Below are 4,434 nucleotides of genomic sequence, written 5' to 3' on the forward strand. Positions count from 1 at the left end.
CTCTGAATTATGCTGACACGCCGCGCCGATCTAACTGAAACGCAACTGGTAGTTCGGATCGGCGCGGCATAATCCGAAACGCGGCATTATGGGCCTTATGCCGATGTCGGCATAAGACCCACTGGACAGGGGCGACAAAGCGGCTGGACCGCTTGGGCCGGTTCAATGACCGCAAGGCTTACGCGTTCGAGGAGCTGGTCGCGGAAATTGGAAACTGCATGCTTTGCGCGCAGATCGGGGTGGAGCCTGAGTTCGACCAGAGCGCGGCCTATGTCGAAGGATGGCTTGAGGCGATGAAGGAAGACAGCCGCGCGATATTTCGGGCAGCCTCCGAGGCGCAGAAAGCCGTGGATTACATCATGGACCGCACTGCGCAGGCCGACAGGATGGCCGCAGAGTAACAGCCCGCACCGCCGAGAGGATCGAGGCCCCCATCAGCAGGTGGGGGCCTTTTGCGTTGTGGGGTGATCGTGGATGCGGGCGGTTTCAGGGTGACCTGCCAGCGGGCAACCTGAAGGCCACCCGTCGACAGGCCCGGCGCTTCGCGCGGACGGACATTCCATGCCCGGAAGCGCTTGGGGGCCACCATCCGTGAGTTGGGGTGTGAACAAGCATGCAATTTTGACCCCGTAGCGGGGTGATCGGCGTCCAAAAGTGACCCCCTTACACTGATGTGGATAATGCCCCCGAGGCTATCGGGGAGCATAGTGTGGGATGTTGGTTGTGGGGACGATTGCGAAGATCCGTCGGGCGTATTTTCAGGACAAGAAGCCGATCAAGCAGATTTGCCGGGAGTTGCGGGTGTCGCGGCATCTGTCGCAACCAAGTTGAAATGTCACCGGTTGCGCATATTAGGTGAACATAAAAGGCGCTCAACCCAAACGGGGAGCGCCTTTCGCATAGATGGATAGGGTTGCCACTCCTGCCACAACGTTCGTCAAAATCACCCAGTTGGTTTCATTAAAGGTGGTTAGAACTCTGGTTAGTGCAGATTTCACTCGTGCCATACGGCTTTCATTCATTGTCTTTGTCTCCATGAGAATCTCCTTTCTGTAGTCTAGCCCAAAACGGACGATGGTTAGAAAGGTGACGACAACGAACCAAGTGGCGGGATTTGGACCCGCACCCATCTCCGAAGCTTGTTTTTACCTTATATAGGTTTTTTCGACTTTTGTCAAGTGATGGGTAAGAGCTCTTTCGGAAGAAAGGAAGAGCTCTCATCTGTATTGGAGGAAATTCAAGAGAGCTCTTGAGATAAGTTGTTAGAGCTCTGTATATGAAAATGGTGAGCTGTACTCACGCTGCGGAATGAGCTGAATCAGCATCTACCCCGCAGTTTCCTGTGAGCTCTAACAAGGAGTTGAGCTATGAAAGTTACGTTTCCCGCAATGAAGGGCACCATCGGTGGCCGTAGATACTACTCATGCATGATGCCGCTGCGCGTCGTGCCCAAAATGTTTACGTTCAGAGATTGGGCGGAGTTTACGCCTGAAGAGCGCGAACAAAGGGTCCTGAACCAAAAGCGAATTCCTCACATTTCGAAGTACATCACTGAAAACGAGGATGGATACCTCTTCGCGTCCATTACGGCGTCGTACAAATGTAACGTCGAATTTTCGTCGCTTTCGAGCGAAGAGAGCCTTGGTACTGTTGCGATGGATTTCGATGAGGCGGAATTTGTCATCAACGACGGACAACACCGATGCGCCGCCATTGCCCATGCTTTGAAGGAGAACCCCGCCCTAGGTGACGAGACGATCTCCGTTCTTCTCTTCGAGTATGAGAGCCGCGACCGGATGCAGCAGATGTTCTCCGACCTGAATAGGTTCGTGCAGAAGACCTCGAAGTCGATTGATATCCTTTATGACAAGCGAGACCCTTTCTCTCGGCTGACTTTGGAAGTGATCAAGCTGGTCGACGTCTTTGACGGCATGGTTGACCGTGATGCCATCTCAATCGGTATTCGTTCGCCAAAGCTTTTCACGCTGTCAACAATTTATGATGCCAACAAGGAGCTCCTAAAGTTTCACGATGTAGCAGGTGAGAGTGAGGATGATGAAGAAGGCCATCATGAAATTACCGCTGTTGCGGTGAAGTTTTGGCGGTCGGTATCCGAAAATATGCCACAATGGGCTGCGGTAAAGACGCAGCACATGCGGGCGATGGAGCTCCGCCAGGAAAGCCTCGCATCCCATGCAACAGTTATGCGCGCCCTTGGAGGAGCTGGTGCAGAGCTGATGCGCGAGTACCCTGATACATGGGAGGATCGCCTCAAGGCACTTCCCGAGATTGATTGGAAGAAATCAAACCCTGAGTGGAATGGTGTTTGCATCATCGCTGGTTCTGTCTCGTCAAACCGGCAATCCAGGCAAGCTACGAAGGCTTTTGTGAAGCGTGCACTTGGCCTGTCCCTGACTGACGCGGAAGTTCGATCTCTCACCCCGCCAGAACAGCAGATTTCGGAGTCAGCCGTGTGATGGGTAGTAGAGCAAAAACGAGTGGTGTCCGCCTGACAGAGTACGATGCTGCGCTCGTTAAAGGGATGCTGGCGAGAGGTGATCGTCAACATGACATAGCCGCGTGGTTCGGCGTGAACGGCGGTCGGATTGCAGAGGTTGCCACCGGAGCCACATTTGGGTGGGTGCAACGGGCCGGGGAGGGCTTGCCGCCCCAAGGACCATATCCAACCGGCAAACAAGCAGCAGAGGCACAGGCCGCGCTTGATAAAGCGTTGAACGCGTTGGCCCTCGCAAAAATCAAGATTGGGGCAATTGCGCGCGAGACCCGATAAGGACGCTTTGACAATCGAGTATCATAAAGTAAGTCGCGCGATTGTATTCAGTCGCGCGGCTATTAAGGCTGTTTCTAAAACGGTCGTTTTTGACCGGATTCCGTGCTCCCACCAACATCAAGCTGCCAGCCATGACAAAAACCCCCGGCAAAACCTTCGCAGTTTTGGCACGTTACTGCCCCCTAGATACCCTCAAACCAATCTGGCTGAATCTGAACGCGCTCGATCATCTCCGTATCCACGCCCAACCGATTTTCCTTCAAGAGTTCGCACAGCCGGTCACCGTCGATTAGGTCAATTGCAATCGCGCCGTCGCGCGTGGCCTCATCCGACGCCTGACTGGTGAAATGCCCGGTGGTAATGAACAGCCCTTTGTCAGCTCGCCCTTGGAGCGCCCCACGAAAGTCGCGGATTTCCTTTGCTCCGACGCTTCCTTTCCAACGCTTGCACTGGAAATAAACCTGGAACGATACAAGGTTCACCCTTAGCACACCGACACCGTCGATCCCGCCGTCGCCGGACTTGCCGCGCACCTCGACCTTGGTAAAGCCCGCCTCGCGTAGGAGGCGCTGCGCCAGGCGTTCGAACCCATCCGGAGGCATCTTTCCAAGAACGGCCAAGAGCGCTGACTTCCAATCTTCTTCGTCGATAGGGCCGTCATCCGCCATGACTTCGATTTCTTCACCTCGGTCGGCGTCCGCTTTCTTGGCGGCTAAACGCTTTAGGCGCGCGCGTTCGCGCTCTTCCTGCGTCACCTGATCGTAGATCGCCTGCGTCGCGCTGAGCTCGGAGATAGCGGACCCAGTTTCAGTCAGTGCCCAAACACCGCGCTTGGAGTTGTTCAGCGCATCGCCGCGTTTCAGATAGGTGCGGGCCCATGCTAGGTAGTAATTGACCCGCGTGCGGTTCTCGTCGCGCGGCATGGTGAAAGCTTGTTCAGCTTCGGTGACGCCTTCCAGCTCAATTACCTTTTCATCCAACTCCTGGATCGTTGCTGAGCCGCCAAGGTCTTTCAGGGCTTCGACTGTGACAAGCATCATCCCCGGAAGGTCGGGTAGGGTTTCGGCGTCGATTTTGAAGCGTCTCATCTTATCCCCTAAAAAAGTAAATCTTGCGACGGCCTGCCCAAGAAACTGACGCCAGTGCTGTTATTCTCGGGCAACAACAGTGTTGTACAAGCCGTAGCTCGACAGGCCTTCATGACTATCAATCCCAGTGTAATTCAATGAGGCATCTTCGTATCGGCGGAAGGCGAAAACCGCCTGATTCATCTGTTCTGTGTTGAACACTTTGAGCCGAACCAGGAGATGAAAATCCTGGACTGTCAGGCCGGTGACCGTCCGAAATAGATCGGGTTCGAGCTTTGTGATCACATCCTGAAGGGTGTTTTCACGGAAATCGGTCAGGTACATGAACGCAGGAATACGAGTGGCAAACTTGATCAGTTTTTCCTGGACCAACTTTCGAGCGGACTTGTATTCCTTCTCTTCAGCGGAGAGCTCTTTCTTTTCTTTTGGGGTCAGGTCGCGCTCTTTGGCCTTTGCCTTCAGGAGAGTACCGTAAAGTGTGGGGCAATCATGCAGCCATTTCGGTTTCGGACGAAGGCTTCAACGCCGGATGCCATTGCTCGAACTTGGCGCGCA

At 54.4% G+C, this 4,434-nt stretch carries 5 protein-coding genes; 2 read left to right on the top strand and 3 right to left on the bottom strand.

All coding sequences use genetic code 11. The annotated features are described in order from the left end of the window. Nucleotides 1–71: 71 nt before the first annotated feature. Nucleotides 72–401 (top strand): zincin-like metallopeptidase domain-containing protein, encoded by a 330-nt coding sequence (locus ACSSVY_RS22565; protein ID WP_454272277.1) that lies wholly within the window; start codon nt 72–74, stop codon nt 399–401. Between the two features lie 471 nt (nt 402–872). On the opposite strand, the gene ACSSVY_RS22570 is transcribed toward ACSSVY_RS22565, so the two are convergent. Next, complete coding sequence (locus tag ACSSVY_RS22570) at nt 873–1,037, bottom strand: hypothetical protein (protein ID WP_454272270.1); 165 nt, start codon at nt 1,035–1,037, stop codon at nt 873–875. Between the two features lie 330 nt (nt 1,038–1,367). Between ACSSVY_RS22570 and dndB the strand changes: the two genes are divergently transcribed. Beyond that, nucleotides 1,368–2,477: a DNA sulfur modification protein DndB gene (gene dndB / locus ACSSVY_RS22575; RefSeq protein ID WP_454272272.1), complete on the top strand. Its 1,110-nt coding sequence runs from the start codon at nt 1,368–1,370 to the stop codon at nt 2,475–2,477. A 496-nt stretch (nt 2,478–2,973) separates the two neighbouring features. Here dndB and ACSSVY_RS22580 read toward each other — a convergent pair whose 3' ends face one another. Continuing rightward, nucleotides 2,974–3,879: a restriction endonuclease gene (locus ACSSVY_RS22580; protein WP_454272274.1), complete on the bottom strand. Its 906-nt coding sequence runs from the start codon at nt 3,877–3,879 to the stop codon at nt 2,974–2,976. 60 nt (nt 3,880–3,939) lie between these two features. Beyond that, nucleotides 3,940–4,203: a hypothetical protein gene (locus ACSSVY_RS22585; RefSeq protein ID WP_454272275.1), complete on the bottom strand. Its 264-nt coding sequence runs from the start codon at nt 4,201–4,203 to the stop codon at nt 3,940–3,942. Nucleotides 4,204–4,434: the final 231 nt, after the last annotated feature.

Source organism: Roseovarius sp. MBR-51, assembly GCF_053628575.1.

Excerpts from the sequence above, each read along its gene's own strand:
- ACSSVY_RS22580 (WP_454272274.1), bottom strand. The coding sequence starts at position 3,879 with ATGAGACGCTTCAAAATCGACGCCGAAACCCTACCCGACCTTCCGGGG.
- ACSSVY_RS22570 (WP_454272270.1), bottom strand. The coding sequence starts at position 1,037 with ATGGAGACAAAGACAATGAATGAAAGCCGTATGGCACGAGTGAAATCT.
- dndB (WP_454272272.1), top strand. The coding sequence starts at position 1,368 with ATGAAAGTTACGTTTCCCGCAATGAAGGGCACCATCGGTGGCCGTAGA.
- ACSSVY_RS22585 (WP_454272275.1), bottom strand. The coding sequence starts at position 4,203 with ATGTACCTGACCGATTTCCGTGAAAACACCCTTCAGGATGTGATCACA.